This window comes from Burkholderia sp. TSV86, from assembly GCF_001522865.1.
Lineage (GTDB): Bacteria > Pseudomonadota > Gammaproteobacteria > Burkholderiales > Burkholderiaceae > Burkholderia.
In genome coordinates this window covers 17,860-31,220 of sequence record NZ_LOWB01000116.1, presented here as the reverse complement: position 1 = coordinate 31,220, position 13,361 = coordinate 17,860, and the positions used below count along the sequence as shown (strand labels likewise).

11 protein-coding genes and 1 pseudogene are annotated in these 13,361 nt (G+C 64.4%); 2 read left to right on the top strand and 10 right to left on the bottom strand.

Annotated elements, in window-relative coordinates; all coding sequences use genetic code 11:
• Nucleotides 1–170: 170 nt before the first annotated feature.
• The 4 genes from leuB to leuC all read right to left on the bottom strand — a co-directional run bounded on the left by leuB (nt 171) and on the right by leuC (nt 3,633).
• Nucleotides 171–1,238, bottom strand: a complete 1,068-nt coding sequence (gene leuB, locus WS68_RS21715) for a 3-isopropylmalate dehydrogenase (RefSeq protein ID WP_059572716.1) — start codon at nt 1,236–1,238, stop codon at nt 171–173.
• A 91-nt stretch (nt 1,239–1,329) separates the two neighbouring features.
• Nucleotides 1,330–1,980, bottom strand: a complete 651-nt coding sequence (gene leuD / locus WS68_RS21710; RefSeq protein WP_059572715.1) for a 3-isopropylmalate dehydratase small subunit — start codon at nt 1,978–1,980, stop codon at nt 1,330–1,332.
• Nucleotides 1,981–2,075: 95 nt separating this feature from the next.
• Nucleotides 2,076–2,219, bottom strand: a complete 144-nt coding sequence (locus WS68_RS21705) for an entericidin A/B family lipoprotein (protein ID WP_059572714.1) — start codon at nt 2,217–2,219, stop codon at nt 2,076–2,078.
• Between the two features lie 4 nt (nt 2,220–2,223).
• The gene (gene leuC, locus WS68_RS21700) at nt 2,224–3,633 is read right to left on the bottom strand and encodes a 3-isopropylmalate dehydratase large subunit (RefSeq protein WP_059572713.1); all 1,410 of its coding nucleotides are present in this window, start codon (nt 3,631–3,633) and stop codon (nt 2,224–2,226) included.
• A 385-nt stretch (nt 3,634–4,018) separates the two neighbouring features.
• On the opposite strand from leuC, the gene WS68_RS21695 reads away from it, so the two are divergent.
• Nucleotides 4,019–5,884, top strand: a complete 1,866-nt coding sequence (locus WS68_RS21695) for a DUF3857 domain-containing transglutaminase family protein (protein WP_059572712.1) — start codon at nt 4,019–4,021, stop codon at nt 5,882–5,884.
• Nucleotides 5,885–5,972: 88 nt separating this feature from the next.
• Here the strand turns inward: WS68_RS21695 and WS68_RS21690 are convergent, their stop codons facing one another.
• Both WS68_RS21690 and WS68_RS29080 read right to left on the bottom strand, forming a co-directional pair.
• On the bottom strand, nt 5,973–7,220 hold the full coding sequence (locus WS68_RS21690; protein WP_059572711.1) for a DUF1479 domain-containing protein: 1,248 nt from the start codon (nt 7,218–7,220) through the stop codon (nt 5,973–5,975).
• Between the two features lie 128 nt (nt 7,221–7,348).
• Nucleotides 7,349–7,675, bottom strand: a pseudogene (locus tag WS68_RS29080) (VOC family protein).
• A 119-nt stretch (nt 7,676–7,794) separates the two neighbouring features.
• Between WS68_RS29080 and WS68_RS21680 the strand changes: the two are divergent.
• A complete protein-coding gene (locus WS68_RS21680) occupies nt 7,795–8,973 on the top strand; it encodes a helix-turn-helix domain-containing protein (RefSeq protein WP_059572710.1) in 1,179 nt (392 codons plus the stop codon).
• A 152-nt stretch (nt 8,974–9,125) separates the two neighbouring features.
• On the opposite strand, the gene gltA is transcribed toward WS68_RS21680, so the two are convergent.
• The 4 genes from gltA to sdhA form a co-directional block, all read right to left on the bottom strand.
• Entirely contained in the window at nt 9,126–10,427 is a 1,302-nt protein-coding gene (gene gltA / locus WS68_RS21675; protein ID WP_059572709.1) for a citrate synthase, read from the bottom strand.
• Nucleotides 10,428–10,480: 53 nt separating this feature from the next.
• Nucleotides 10,481–10,750 (bottom strand): FAD assembly factor SdhE, encoded by a 270-nt coding sequence (locus WS68_RS21670; protein WP_059572708.1) that lies wholly within the window; start codon nt 10,748–10,750, stop codon nt 10,481–10,483.
• Between the two features lie 111 nt (nt 10,751–10,861).
• Entirely contained in the window at nt 10,862–11,563 is a 702-nt protein-coding gene (locus WS68_RS21665; RefSeq protein ID WP_059572707.1) for a succinate dehydrogenase iron-sulfur subunit, read from the bottom strand.
• Nucleotides 11,564–11,584: 21 nt separating this feature from the next.
• The gene (gene sdhA / locus WS68_RS21660) at nt 11,585–13,360 is read right to left on the bottom strand and encodes a succinate dehydrogenase flavoprotein subunit (protein ID WP_059572706.1); all 1,776 of its coding nucleotides are present in this window, start codon (nt 13,358–13,360) and stop codon (nt 11,585–11,587) included.
• Nucleotide 13,361 lies beyond the last annotated feature (1 nt).

Genomic DNA, 13,361 nt, shown 5'->3' with positions numbered 1-13,361 from the left:
AGGACCGGGGAGATCGGGGAAATTAGCGCCATTGTTCGAGTCTACACAAACCTGGCGGGCCACACAACGGCTAATGCCGCACCGCACATGGGGCATGAACGCGCCGCCTGTGGCACGCGTTCATGCCCTCTTGCCGAAATATTCGAGCCCGCGATTCGAATCGCGTCGCGTCAGAGCGCGGCCACAACCGCGTCGCCCATCTGCGCGGTGCCAATCGTGCTGGCGCCCGGCGTCGCGATATCGGCGGTACGGCAGCCCTGCTCGAACACCTTCCCGACCGCGCGCTCCACCCGGTCCGCCTGCTCGGCGCGATTCAGCGAGTAGCGCAGCATCATCGCGGCCGACAAGATCGTCGCGAGCGGATTCGCGACGCCCTTGCCCGCGATGTCCGGCGCGGAGCCGTGCGACGGCTCGTACAGCCCCTTGTTGTTCTTGTCGAGCGACGCGGACGGCAGCATGCCGATCGAGCCCGTCAGCATCGACGCCTCGTCGGACAAAATATCGCCGAACATGTTGCCGGTCACGATCACGTCGAATTGCTTCGGCGCCTTCGCAAGCTGCATCGCCGCGTTGTCGACGTACATGTGCGACAGTTCGACGTCCGCGTATTCCTTCGACACGTCGATCATGATGTCGCGCCAGAACTGCGACGTTTCCAGCACGTTCGCTTTGTCGACCGACAGCAGTTTCTTCTGCCGCTTTTGCGCGGCCTGAAACGCGACGTGCGCGATGCGCCGCACTTCGGGCTCCGAATAACGCATTGTGTCGAAGCCTTCGCGCGCGCCCGCGAACGGACCGTCCGGCGCCTGGCGGATGCCGCGCGGCTGACCGAAATAGATGTCGCCGTTCAGCTCGCGCACGATCAGGATATCGAGGCCCGCGATCAGTTCGGCCTTGAGCGGCGAAGCGTCGACGAGCTGCGCATAGCAGATCGCCGGACGAAAGTTCGCGAACAGCTCCAGATGCTTGCGCAGGCCGAGAATCGCCTGCTCGGGGCGCAGCGCGCGCTCGAGCGAATCGTATTTCCAATCGCCGACCGCGCCGAACAGGATCGCGTCCGCTTCCTTCGCGAGCTTGAGGGTCGCATCCGGCAGCGGATGGCCGCTCGCCTCGTAACCCGCGCCGCCGACGGGCGCGGTTTCCAGTTCGAATTTCTCGTCGAGCGCGTTCAGCACCTTCACGGCTTCGTTGACGATTTCCGGACCAATACCGTCGCCGGGCAACACTGCAATCTTCATGCGGAATTCCTGATAAAAACGGATGATGACCGTGGAGATTCGAGCAAAAGGCGCGCGGTGCGCGCCTTCGCGATGGAAACGGCTCAGTTGATCAGCCGATCAGCTTGTTGTCGAGCCACGGCTGCTTCGCGAGCCGCTGCGCCTCGAACTGGCGAATCTCGTTCGCATGACGCAGCGTGAGGCCGATATCGTCGAAACCGTTCAGCAGGCAGTACTTGCGAAACGCGGTGATCTCGAACGGATATTCGCGGCCATCCGGCGCGCGCACGACCTGCGCGTCGAGATCGACACTCAACTGATAGCCGTTGAACGCATACGTTTCATTGAACAGATGATCGACCTGCTGCTCGGTCAGCACGATCGGCAACAGGCCGTTCTTGTAGCAATTGTTGAAAAAAATGTCGGCGAAGCTCGGTGCGACGATCGCGCGAAAACCGTACTGCTGCAGCGCCCATGGCGCATGTTCGCGCGAGCTGCCGCAACCGAAATTCTTGCGCGCAAGCAGGATCGACGCGCCCTGATAGCGCGCCTGGTTCAGCACGAAATCCGGGTTCAGCGGACGCTTCGAGTTGTCCTGGCCCGGCTCGCCGTGATCGAGATAGCGCCATTCGTCGAACGCGTTCGGGCCGAAGCCCGTGCGCTTGATCGACTTCAGGAACTGCTTCGGAATGATCGCGTCAGTGTCGACGTTCTCGCGATCGAGCGGCGCGACGACGCCGGTATGCACTGTGAATTTTTCCATGATCGGTCAACCAGATTGGAGGCCGGCCGCCGCCAACACGGCGTTCCGGCGAAATCGAATCGCGGGCCGCGGCCTAACCGCGCGCCCGCATGCCGTCACTGCGCGGCCTTCTTGATCGCATGGCCGGCGGCATCGATGTCCTGCCCCATGCCCGCGACGGTGTTGCAGCCGGCGGCCGCCCACGCGAAGCCCGCGAGCGCGAGCCACGCGACGATCCGTTTCAGCTTATGTGCGTTCATCGGCTCACCCCAGCTTGCGAATGTCGACGAAATGGCCTTCGATCGCCGCCGCCGCGGCCATCGCCGGGCTGACGAGATGCGTGCGGCCGCCCTGCCCCTGGCGTCCTTCGAAATTGCGGTTCGACGTCGACGCGCAGCGCTCGCCCGGCTCGAGCCGGTCGGCATTCATCGCGAGGCACATCGAGCAGCCCGGCTCGCGCCATTCGAAACCGGCGCCGGTCAATATCTTGTCGAGCCCCTCGCGCTCGGCCTGCGCCTTCACGAGCCCCGAGCCCGGCACGACCATCGCGAGCCGCACGTTCGGCGCGACACGGCGATTGAGCTGCTTCACGACATACGCGGCCGCGCGGATATCCTCGATCCGCGCGTTCGTGCACGAGCCGATGAAGACCTTGTCGATCTTGATCGATTCGATTGGCGTGTTCGGTTCGAGCGCCATGTACGTGAGCGCGCGCGCCATCGCATCGCGCTTGACCGGATCCTTCTCACGCTCGGGATCGGGCACGCGGCCGTCGATCGACGTGACCATCTCCGGCGACGTGCCCCACGTGACCTGCGGAACGATCTCGGCCGCGTTCAGCTCGACGACGCGGTCGAAATGCGCGCCGTCGTCCGACTTGAACGTCTTCCAGTACGCCACCGCCTGATCCCATTGCGCGCCCGTCGGCACGAACGGGCGGCCCTTCAGGTAGTCGATCGTCGTGTCGTCGACGGCGACCATGCCGGCGCGCGCGCCGGCCTCGATCGCCATGTTGCAGACCGTCATGCGCCCCTCCATCGACAGCGCGCGGATCGCCGAGCCGCCGAATTCGATCGCGTAGCCGGTACCGCCCGCCGTGCCGATCTTGCCGATGATCGCAAGCACGATGTCCTTCGCGGTGCAGCCGCGCGGCAATTGACCGTCGACTTTCACCAGCATGTTCTTGCTCTTTTTCTGCAACAGCGTCTGCGTGGCAAGCACGTGCTCGACTTCGGACGTGCCGATGCCATGCGCGAGCGCGCCGAATGCGCCGTGCGTCGACGTATGCGAATCGCCGCAAACGATCGTCATGCCCGGCAGCGTCGCGCCCTGCTCCGGCCCGATGATGTGGACGATGCCCTGGCGCACGTCGTTCATCTTGAACTGCGTGATGCCGAACGCATCGCAATTCGCGTCGAGCGTGTCGACCTGCAGCTTCGACACCGGATCAGCGATGCCGTGGCTGCGGTCCGTCGTCGGCACGTTGTGGTCCGACACGGCGAGATTCGCGCTGATCCGCCATACCGGGCGCTCGGCGAACTTCAACCCTTCGAACGCCTGCGGACTCGTGACTTCATGCAGCAGGTGCCGATCGATATAGAGCAACGCGGTGCCGTCCTCCTCGGTGCGCACGACGTGCGAATTCCACAATTTGTCGTAGAGGGTCTGTGTCATGGGGTCTTCGATATGCGGGGATGATGTCTACGTACAAGCCGTCAGGATAGAGCCGATTATGCCACGCGACGCGCTCGCCATTGCGCTCATAAATCGAAAAAAACCATAAAAAACAGCGAGTTGAGTGGTAGCACAAGTACCTGTATCAGCACTACCCGGCACACGGGCCGCGCGTTGCCGCCACGCTCATCGCCGCAGCCGATGCCGCAACGGCGAACGTGTGTGCCGCTCATGACAATCGTCGGATATCTCGCAAAATATTCATATTTATCGACTATTCAATCCATCTTCCGCCATACAATAGAAAAACAATCAAATAATTCACCATCGAATCGCGGCAATTGCACCGCGATTCGCCTGCATCACACATCACGGGGTTGTTCCGATGAAGATTCGTTGTACCGCCGTCCTCGCACGCGCCGCGGCCACCGTCAGCGCAAGCGCATGCGTCACTGTCTCGTTCGCCGCGTTGCAACCGACCGACGAGGCCCCCGTCTCGCAACGCGTGGACCAAACCTGCCGAATCCGGCCCGATACCGGCACCGATTGCACGACCGTGCGGCGCTTGACGATCTTGCGGCCGGTCGGTCGCGACCTGCTGTCCCGCCTCGACTTCGACTATCGCGAGCAGGACCGCTTCGAGCTCAAGGACGCCGCGGTAATCGGCCCGGACGGGCAGCGCACGCCGGTATCCGGCGCGCAAATCGACACGCGCACCGCGCCGAACCCCGTCGCCGGCTTCATGCGCAACAAGCAGACGTCGATCGCGTTTCCCGGCTTGCGGGTTGGCAGCACCGTGGTTTTCACGACACTCGAGCACACCGCGCCGCTGCCGCTCGCGCGGCAGTTCCACGAAGCCATATCGTGGCGGCCGATGCCGATCCGCAACGATGCGTATCGCATCGAATACACGGCCGAGCGGCCGATCCTCTGGCGCGCCAAGCAGATCGACGAGTTTCGCGTTGCGTCGTCGGACGGCGGCAAGCGGCTCGTCATCGAGCAAAAGCAGCCGCGCTACGTCAACGTCGTCGACGAGGACAGCACGACTTTGCGCCGCGTGCCGCGCATCGAGCTGGCGAGCAGCCTGAGCGCGCAGGATCACTTCGGCGCCTATGCGAAGCGCTACAACGAAATTCTCGCCGCGCCGCTGCCCAGCGCCGCGGCGGCCGCGGTTCGTGACGCCCGGCCGTTGCCCGCCGCCGCGCGCGTGGCCGAGCTGATGAAACACATCGATACGCATTACCGCTATCTCGGCGATTGGCGCGCGAGCGAGCGCGGCTATGTGCCGTTCGAACTCGCGCAGATCGAGGCGAACGGCTACGGCGACTGCAAGGACCTCGCGGTCCTGCTCGCGGCGATGCTGAACGCGAGCGGCATCGCCGCGCGCCCCGCATGGGTATACGCGGGCTCGTTCGCGCCGCCACTGCTGATTCCCGGCGCGCAGGCGCCCAATCACGCGATCGTGCGCGCGGCCGTCGACGGCGAGACCTGGTGGCTCGACCCGACCCAGCCGGTCCGCCTCCCCGGCCGCACGCCGGCGGCGCTCCAGGACCGCTGGGCGCTCGTCGTCGATGCGAGCGGCGGCGTGCGCAACGAACACATCGGCGCCGAAGCGCCGATCGTGAGCATCGATGCGACGCTGGACAGCCGCCCGAAGCCCGGCGGCAGCGCGCAAGTCACGGGGCACGCGTATTTCGGCGGCGAGGATCGGCTGGAGCTGATGGACCTCGACCGCGACCGTGGCACGAGCGCCGGCGACCAGGCGCTATGCAAGAAATGGCTCAACGAACCACGCGCGTGCGAGATCAAGCGAATGCGCAGCGACGACGCGCCTGGTGCGCGCTACCGCGTCGAAATCGACGGCGTCGACAACCGCGCGCTTGAGCAGCTCTCGGGCCAGTACGTGTACGACGGCGGCAAGCTGCGGCAATTGTGGGAACACTATGCGGACTACCGGCAGACCGGCAAGGTCGGCGATGTGTTCTTGCACGACGCGTCGATCATGACCGTCCGTGTGCGGCTTGACGGCGTGAAGCCCGTGCGGCCGCTCGCCGCATGCGCCGCGCGCTCGCCGTGGTATGACCTCGACGTGACGCCGCAAGCCGCGAGCGGCGGCATCGCGTACCACTACCGCCTCGCGCAAAAAACGCGCTGGCTGAATCACGACGATTTGACGAGCGACGCGTTCGGCCGCTTCCTCGACGACGCCCGGGGCTGCACGGATACGCTGCGTCAAAGCATATCCTTCTGACGAGCACGGGCACGCGGCGCAAGCCACGCTCCACGCGCCGCCCGCGCACGCCGTTCGCGTTCTCGTCCACCTGCGCCCACGCTCACGTTTATACGCGGCTGCCCATCTGTTCGCGGCCCAGCGCGGTCAGATCGTCCGGCCACGCCCGCCCGGCAAAATCCGTCTCGAAATGATCGGCCGGAAAATCCGGCGGGCTTTCACCCCGCACGAAGCTCGTCCATTGCCGCCGTAGATACGCATCGTTTTTCGCGCAAGCGGGCGCGGCCGCGATATACATCACGTTGCTGTGACCGGTGCCGCGGTGCGTATCCTCGACCGCGTGCACCACGTCGCCATGCCAAAACACCGCATCGCCCGGCTGCATCGGCGGAATCGGCACGAGCGCGTCGAGCAGCAACGCATGCCATTCGGGCAGGATCGACAGCGCGCGCCCAGGGCGGGCGCCGCACAGATCGTCGTCCGGCACGTCGTCCTGTAACGCGCGCAGCATCACATAGGCCATCGCGTTCGCGATCGGAATCAATTGCAGCGTGCCGTCGCCTGGCCCTTGCGGCGTCAGCGCAGTCCAGCCCTGGAACGTGCGGAACATCGAACACACCGCCGGCGACGCAATCTCCTCGACGTCCGGCCGGAACGCGCCGTCGAACGGATCGTACTCGCGCCAATGGCCGGCAAGCACGTGCCGATACACGCGGCGGAAATTCGGGCCGAGCCAGCGCTCGACCGAACCGCCGTCGACATGCGGCGACAAGCCCAGCGACGACGAGCCCGGCGGCCGGCGGCGGATGCGGTCCGCATACGCAGGCACGCGATCGGGATCGAAATGGGTGCGCCCGTCGCTTTGCACACGCCATAGGCGGTTCAAGAACACGCGCACGCGCGTAAGCTCCGGCGACTGGCGCGCATCGACCTGCGGCCGCGACCAGTAAATCCCGTAGATCTGCGGCCGGCTCGACGCCAGCGTGCCGAAATATTTGTCATCCGCGCGGCGCGGCAGCTTGCCGTCGAGCCGGTTCGATTCGACGTAACGCGTGATTTCGTCGTTCCAGTCGCTCGCGCGCCGCGCATCGAACACGCCCCGGATCACGCACGCGCCGCGCGTGCGCAGCGCCGCGACGGCCGCGGGATCGACGCGCTGCGCCGCGATATCCGAGTAGCGCAGCACGGGAATCGTGTCGGCGCCGCGGTCACGATCGCCGCGAATCGCATCGACTTGGCGCGCGATCTCGCCTTCCAGCTCGCGAAACACCCGTGCCCGGCCGGGCAGCGTGGCGCGCAATGCGGTTTTCGCCGTGCGGATCACGCGCGGCAGATCGTCGTCGATAACAAACGGCATCGGATGTCTCCTTCGTTGGGCTGAGTGCGTGCCGTGAGCTTAGGTCGCGCGGCGCAACGAAAGCGATAGAATTACGACGTATTTAGATACGATTACGTCAACGGCGAGATCAGCAGATTAGCCGTGTATCAAGCGTGCTCGTGGCAGTAGATACACACCGCTTATTGCCGTCGGGATCGCGAAAATGCGCGCCGTAGTAATCCGGGTGGTAATGCGGCCGCAACCCTGGCCAACCTTCGCTGGTTTCATCCGCCCGCAGCGCAAGCTGCATGGCAACGCTCGACGATCGGCCGATCGGGCGCAAGAAACGCGGCCATTTGCCCGTTTCCTGGCGACGCAGGCCCGCCATCGTGCGGTTGGCCGATCAGAAACAACGGCCGCGATGCGCCGCCCGACATTCACGCCGCCCAAGTTGCCGGATCGCGAAACTTGAGCCGACGACCGAGCGCGTCCATCAGCGGTGCTTAAAACGCGTATGCGCGGCCGAAATCGCTTACGCCGATGCAGATATGTGCAGCATCCGATCCTTCCTTTTAAGGGCCGGCATGCGTGGCCCTGTTACAGAGAGCTTTCGATGAAACCGCAGTACGAACGTGTCACGATCCCCACCGGCTGCTCGATCCGTGTCTACCATCGCCGACTCGTCGCGATCCCGTTCGAATGGCACCATCATCCGGAATACGAACTGACGCTCACGCTGAACAGCCGCGGCCGCCGCTTCATCGGCGATCACACCGCCGAATACGATGGCGACGATCTCGCCCTCGTGCCGCCGAATCTGCCGCATACATGGGCGTCGGAAGAACGCATCGATCCCGATGCGCCGCAAGTCGCGCTCGTCGTCTGGTTCACCGGCGACTGGGCGCGCCGCGTCGCCGACTGCTGCCCCGAATTCGGCAAGCTGCACTCGCTGCTGCGGCGCGCCGCGCCAGGACTGGCGTTCGGCCAGCAGGCCGCCGCCGCGATGCGCGCGCGGCTGCCGGCACTGCTTGATGCATCGCCGCGCGCAAGGCTGGCCGCGGTGCTCGACGCGCTCGCGGAACTCGCCGAAACCGCCGCGCAACCGCTCGCGACCGCGGCCGCATACAGCGCGAAAGCGGCTGGCGCAACGGCAAGCAAAGGGCAAGCGCGGGCGGCACGGTCCGCTACCGGCCAACTGTGGGCCGAGCCTGCGGCGGCCGAGCCACGCCTGACTGAGGGCGGAGTGGCTTCGCGCGGAATCGGGTCGCGCGAAACAAGCCCGACCCTGACCGTGTTGACCGAATCTATTCCGACCAACTTGAACTGCACGCCAAGCTCAGCCGCAACGGCCGGCACCGTCGCGACGAGCCCCATCCCCGAAGCCGAGCGCCTGGACCGCGTGCTCGACCTGCTCGAGCGCCGCTTTCACGAGCCGCTGCGCATCGCTGAACTCGCCGCGGCCGCGCATCTGTCCGAGCGTTCGCTGCAACGCCGGTTCGCGCAGCACGTCGGCGAAAGTATCGGCCGTTACCTGCAACGCGCGCGGATCGCTTACGCGTCGCGCCAACTCACGGCAACCGATTGGCCCATTGCCGTCATTGCCGCTCGCTCGGGTTTTTCGAATCTCTCAAACTTCAACCGGCAATTCCGCGCAGTGCGCAACATGACACCGCGCGAATACCGGCAGTGGTTCGCCGCGCATGGTCACGCAGCCGATTCGCCCGAGCCGGCCGCGCTGAACGTGCGCTCGCCGTCGCTCGAACGCCGCTCCTCTCGGCAAACGCGTCGCTGAAAGCCGCTGCGCCGAAACGCCGGACGAACGCCTGCGCAACTAGATCGCGCCTATGCCCGCCGCGCAAAAAAGAAAACGCCTCGACGGCGAAACCGTCGAGGCGCGAACCAAACATCGCGCGCGGCGCAGCGCGCGCACGCAACTCCTGCCGCTTAGCGCTGCGCGATCGGCTTCGCGGTGCGCTGCGTTTCGCCGATGAAGAGCTGGCGCGGACGGCCGATCTTCTGCTCGGGATCGGCGATCATCTCGTTCCACTGCGCGATCCAGCCAACCGTGCGAGCCATCGCGAAGATGCAGGTGAACATCGACGTCGGGATGCCGAGCGCGCGCTGAACAATGCCCGAATAGAAATCGACGTTCGGATACAGCTTGCGCGACACGAAGTATTCGTCTTCGAGCGCGATCTTCTCGAGCTGCATCGCGAGCTTAAACAGCGGATCGTCGTGCAGACCCAGTTCGTTCAACACTTCATGGCAAGTCTCGCGCATCAGCTTCGCACGCGGATCGTAGTTCTTGTACACGCGGTGGCCGAAGCCCATCAGCTTCACGCCCGAATTCTTGTCCTTCACTTGCTTGATGAATTCGGGGATGTTATCCGGCGAGCCGATCTGCTCAAGCATATTCAGCGCGGCTTCGTTCGCGCCACCGTGCGCCGGACCCCACAGACATGCGATACCAGCCGCGATACACGCAAACGGATTCGCGCCCGACGAACCCGCAAGGCGAACCGTCGACGTCGATGCGTTCTGCTCGTGATCGGCATGCAGAATCAGGATGCGGTCAAGCGCACGCACCAGCACGTCGTTAACCTGATATTCCTCGCACGGGTTCGCGAACATCATCCGCATGAAATTCGCGCTGTACGACAGATTGTTTTGCGGATAAACGAACGGCTGGCCGATGCTGTATTTGTAAGCCATCGCGACGAGCGTCGGCAGCTTCGCGATCATGCGGATCGCCGACACCTCGCGGTGACGCGGATCGTTGATATCGAGCGAATCGTGATAGAACGCCGACAGCGCACCGACTGCGGCAACCAGGATCGCCATCGGGTGCGCGTCGCGGCGAAAGCCGCGGAAGAAGAACTGCATCTGCTCGTGCACCATCGTGTGCTTCGTGACGGTGGCGACGAATTCCTTCTTTTGCGCCGCGTTCGGCAGTTCGCCCTTCAACAGCAGGTAGCAGGTTTCGAGGAAATCCGCGTTCTCGGCGAGATTGTCGATCGGGTAGCCACGATACAGCAACTCGCCCTTGTCGCCGTCGATGTACGTGATGGCCGAGTTGCACGACGCTGTCGACATGAAGCCCGGGTCATACGTGAACTTGCCTGTCTGGCCGTACAGCTTGCGGATGTCGATCACATCCGGGCCCAGCGTACCCTGGTAAATCGGCAGTTCGACGCTCGGCGAATTATCGCTGAACGATAGCGTGGCTTTAACATCAGACGGGGTCATGGCACATCCTCAATCGAAAAAAGAAATGGTTTTCGATAACGGGCACAACGCTCTCAAACGCTGCGCAGCATCTCCAGCAGCCTGGACATTTCCGGGCTGGCAAGGTCGCCTTCCGGTTCCTTGCGCGCAAGCAGCAAGTCCATCAGGTCGTTGTCGCTCAGATCCAGCAGGCGCGACAGTGCGCTCACGTCGGCGTCGCTGAGGTCATGCTCGTGTCTTTCGAAGAAACGCTCGAAAATGAGATCGTTCTCCAGCAGACCGCGCCGGGCGCGCCAGCGAAGACGCGCGCGGCGGTGCGGATCGGATTGATGCGACTCGCTCATGGCAGTACGCGTCGCGCCGCGCCACGCCGGGCCGCGCCGAACGCGGCCGTGCCGAACGAACGCGCGGGCGCCCAGCAGGCGGCGGACGAAGCGAGCAAAGATTGTTTCATATTAAACCGCACGGCGAACCATCAGTTCCTTGATCTTGCCAATCGCCTTCGTCGGGTTCAGGCCCTTCGGGCACACATCGACGCAGTTCATGATCGTATGGCAACGGAACAAGCGGTACGGATCGTTGAGATTGTCGAGGCGCTCGCCCGTCGCGCGATCACGGCTGTCCGCGATGAAGCGGTATGCCTGCAGCAGGCCGGCCGGGCCGACGAATTTGTCCGGATTCCACCAGAAGCTCGGGCATGACGTCGAGCAGCTCGCGCACAGAATGCACTCGTACAGGCCGTCCAGCTCGTCGCGCTCCTCTGGCGACTGCAGACGCTCCTTCTCGGGCGGCGGCTCGCCGTTGATCAGGTACGGGCGGATCGAGTGATACTGGTTGAAGAACTGCGTGAAGTCGCAAATCAGGTCGCGCACGACGGGCAAGCCCGGCAGCGGACGCAGCACGATCTTCTGCGGCAAGTCGTTCAAGTTCGTCAGACATGCAAGGCCGTTCTTGCCGTTGATGTTCATCGCGTCCGACCCGCACACGCCCTCGCGGCACGAACGGCGGAACGACAACGTCTCGTCGAGCGCCTTCAGCTTGACGAGCGCGTCGAGCAGCATCCGCTCGTGCTGAATCTCCAGCTCGTAAGTCTGCATGCGCGGCGCGGCGTCCTTATCCGGATCGTAGCGGTAGATTTCGAAAATGCGTTTGGCCATTTCAGATTCCTTTGCGCTGGCTTAGAACGTGCGCGCCTTCGGCGGCACGGACTCGACCGTCAGCGGCTTCATATGGACGGGCTTGTAGTCGAGGCGATCGTTTTCGCTAAACCACAGGGTGTGGCGCAGCCAGTTCTCGTCGTCGCGGTGCTCGTAGTCGCTGTGCGCGTGCGCGCCGCGGCTTTCCTTGCGCGCCTCGGCCGATACCATCGTCGCGCGCGCAACCTCGATCAGGTTCGCCAGTTCGAGCGCCTCGACGCGCGCGGTGTTGAACACCTTAGACTTGTCCTTCAGGTGCACGTTGGCGACGCGCTCCTGCAACTCGGCCATCTTGCCGACGCCCTCGGACAACAGCGCCGACGTGCGGAACACGCCCGCATGCTTTTGCATCGTCGAGCGGATGTCGTTCGCGACGTCCTGTGTATATTCGCCCGACGACGATTTCTCGAGCTTCGCGAGACGCTCGAGCGAAAAATCGCCCGCGTCCGCCGGCAGCGGCTTGTGATCGCGCTGATTCTTCACGTGCTCGACAATATGGTTGCCGGCCGCGCGGCCAAACACCACGAGATCGAGCAGCGAATTCGTGCCGAGACGGTTCGCACCGTGTACCGACACGCACGAGCATTCGCCGACCGCGTAGAAGCCGTTGATCGGCTCCTCGTGACCGCGCGCCGTGCCGACCACCTGGCCGTGAATGTTGGTCGGAATGCCGCCCATTTGATAATGGATCGTCGGCACGACCGGAATCGGCTCCTTGATGCAATCGACGTTCGCGAACTTCAGCGCGATTTCGCGGATCGACGGCAGACGCTTCATGATCGTCTCAGCGCCGATGTGCGACAGATCGAGCAGCACGTGATCCTTGTTCGGGCCAACGCCGCGGCCTTCCTTGATTTCCTGGTCCATCGAGCGCGACACGAAATCGCGCGGCGCCAGATCCTTCAGCGTCGGCGCATAGCGCTCCATGAAGCGCTCGCCGTTCGCGTTGCGCAGGATGCCGCCCTCGCCGCGCACGCCTTCGGTGATCAGCACGCCCGCGCCCGCGACGCCCGTCGGGTGGAACTGCCAGAACTCCATGTCCTGCAGCGCGATGCCCGAACGCGCGGCCATCCCGAGGCCGTCGCCCGTGTTGATGAACGCGTTGGTCGACGCAGCGAAGATGCGGCCCGCGCCGCCCGTTGCGAAGAGCGTCGTCTTGCCTTCGAGGATGTAGACATCGCCCGTTTCCATTTCGAGGGCCGTCACGCCGAGCACGTCGCCGTCCGCGTCGCGGATCAGATCGAGCGCCATCCATTCGACGAAAAATTGCGTCTTCGCGGCGACGTTCTGCTGGTACAGCGTGTGCAGCAGCGCGTGGCCGGTGCGGTCGGCCGCCGCGCATGCGCGCTGCACCGGCTTCTCGCCGTAGTTCGCGGTGTGGCCGCCGAACGGACGCTGGTAGATCGTGCCATCCGCGTTGCGGTCGAACGGCATGCCGAAGTGTTCCAGCTCGTAGACCGCGTTCGGCGCTTCACGGCACATGAATTCGATCGCGTCCTGGTCGCCGAGCCAGTCGGAGCCCTTGATCGTGTCGTAGAAGTGATAGTGCCAGTTGTCTTCGCTCATGTTGCCGAGCGACGCGCCGATCCCGCCTTGCGCGGCGACCGTGTGCGAACGCGTCGGGAACACTTTCGACAGCACGCAGACGGAAAGGCCCGCGCGCGACAGTTGCAGCGACGCGCGCATCCCCGAGCCGCCCGCGCCGACGATCACCACGTCGAACTTGCGACGCGGCAGGGAATTTTTGATTGCAGCCATT

What these genes read in the sequence shown, in the direction of transcription:
- leuB (WP_059572716.1), bottom strand. Translation starts at nt 1,238, where the DNA reads ATGAAGATTGCAGTGTTGCCCGGCGACGGTATTGGTCCGGAAATCGTC.
- leuD (WP_059572715.1), bottom strand. Translation starts at nt 1,980, where the DNA reads ATGGAAAAATTCACAGTGCATACCGGCGTCGTCGCGCCGCTCGATCGC.
- WS68_RS21705 (WP_059572714.1), bottom strand. Translation starts at nt 2,219, where the DNA reads ATGAACGCACATAAGCTGAAACGGATCGTCGCGTGGCTCGCGCTCGCG.
- leuC (WP_059572713.1), bottom strand. Translation starts at nt 3,633, where the DNA reads ATGACACAGACCCTCTACGACAAATTGTGGAATTCGCACGTCGTGCGC.
- WS68_RS21695 (WP_059572712.1), top strand. Translation starts at nt 4,019, where the DNA reads ATGAAGATTCGTTGTACCGCCGTCCTCGCACGCGCCGCGGCCACCGTC.
- WS68_RS21690 (WP_059572711.1), bottom strand. Translation starts at nt 7,220, where the DNA reads ATGCCGTTTGTTATCGACGACGATCTGCCGCGCGTGATCCGCACGGCG.
- WS68_RS21680 (WP_059572710.1), top strand. Translation starts at nt 7,795, where the DNA reads ATGAAACCGCAGTACGAACGTGTCACGATCCCCACCGGCTGCTCGATC.
- gltA (WP_059572709.1), bottom strand. Translation starts at nt 10,427, where the DNA reads ATGACCCCGTCTGATGTTAAAGCCACGCTATCGTTCAGCGATAATTCG.
- WS68_RS21670 (WP_059572708.1), bottom strand. Translation starts at nt 10,750, where the DNA reads ATGAGCGAGTCGCATCAATCCGATCCGCACCGCCGCGCGCGTCTTCGC.
- WS68_RS21665 (WP_059572707.1), bottom strand. Translation starts at nt 11,563, where the DNA reads ATGGCCAAACGCATTTTCGAAATCTACCGCTACGATCCGGATAAGGAC.
- sdhA (WP_059572706.1), bottom strand. Translation starts at nt 13,360, where the DNA reads ATGGCTGCAATCAAAAATTCCCTGCCGCGTCGCAAGTTCGACGTGGTG.